Source organism: Sphingomonas endophytica, assembly GCF_001476895.1.
Classification (GTDB): domain Bacteria; phylum Pseudomonadota; class Alphaproteobacteria; order Sphingomonadales; family Sphingomonadaceae; genus Sphingomonas; species Sphingomonas endophytica_A.
On the sequence record NZ_LDTB01000158.1, the window covers coordinates 1 to 813 of the forward strand.

The following is an 813-nucleotide window of genomic DNA, read 5'->3' on the forward strand; positions in this document are numbered from 1 at the left end:
ATTCCATGCGATGCTGAGCGCGAGCCAAGGTTCGCTGATCATCGTGAGTTCGACCGCGGCGTATCATTCCACCATGGGCAATCCGGCCTACAACGCCTCGAAGACCGGCGCGGTCGGGCTGACGCGCACGCTTGGCGAAGCGTGGGCGGAGAACGGCATCCGCGTCAACGGCATCGCGCCGGGCCTAGTCGACACCAAGATGACCAAGGCCACGACCGCCAATCCCAAGCGGCTCGAAGGCGCGCTCGGGCGCATTCCGCTGAAGCGCCTCGGCACGCCCGCCGACATGGCCGGCGCCGCTTTGTTCCTGGCGTCGCCGCTCGCCTCCTACATCGTCGGCCAGACCATCGTCGTCGACGGCGGGCTGATCCTCTAGCTCCAGAAGAGCTAAAGGAAACTGCGCGCGGTTCCGCGGTTAGCTCCCTGACAATTTCAGGGAGCAGATGTGATGGACAAGGAACGGATTTTCGGAACGGCAAAGGAATGCGCGGGCAAGGCCGAAGGCGTAATCGGCGATGCGACCGGTGATGCGCAAACACAGGCCTCGGGCCGCGCACGCGAGGCTGCCGGCACCGTGCAGGATCTCTACGGCCAGGCCAAGGATGCCGCGCGCGACGCGGCTGATACCGCGGTCAACTATGCCAAGGATGCCTATGAGCATCGCGGCGAGACCGTTCGCAGCGGGCAGAAGGCGGTGGCGCAGACGGTGCAGGACAATCCGCTCGGCGCGCTCCTGATCGCCGGCGGCATCGGCTTTGCGCTCGCGCTGTTGATGACGCGTCAGCCACGCCGCCCGCCGCCGTCGCGCTGGCG

Annotated in this window: 2 protein-coding genes; both read left to right on the top strand. The window is 66.5% G+C overall.

Annotated features, from left to right (window positions below; all coding sequences use genetic code 11):
• The coding region (locus tag NS334_RS16500) for an SDR family NAD(P)-dependent oxidoreductase (protein ID WP_153002797.1) at positions 1-376 on the top strand (376 nt) is incomplete at its 5' end.
• Positions 377-448: 72 nt separating this feature from the next.
• Positions 449-813, top strand: a 365-nt coding sequence (locus NS334_RS16505) for a CsbD family protein (protein WP_058756985.1), incomplete at its 3' end; no start/stop codon positions are given.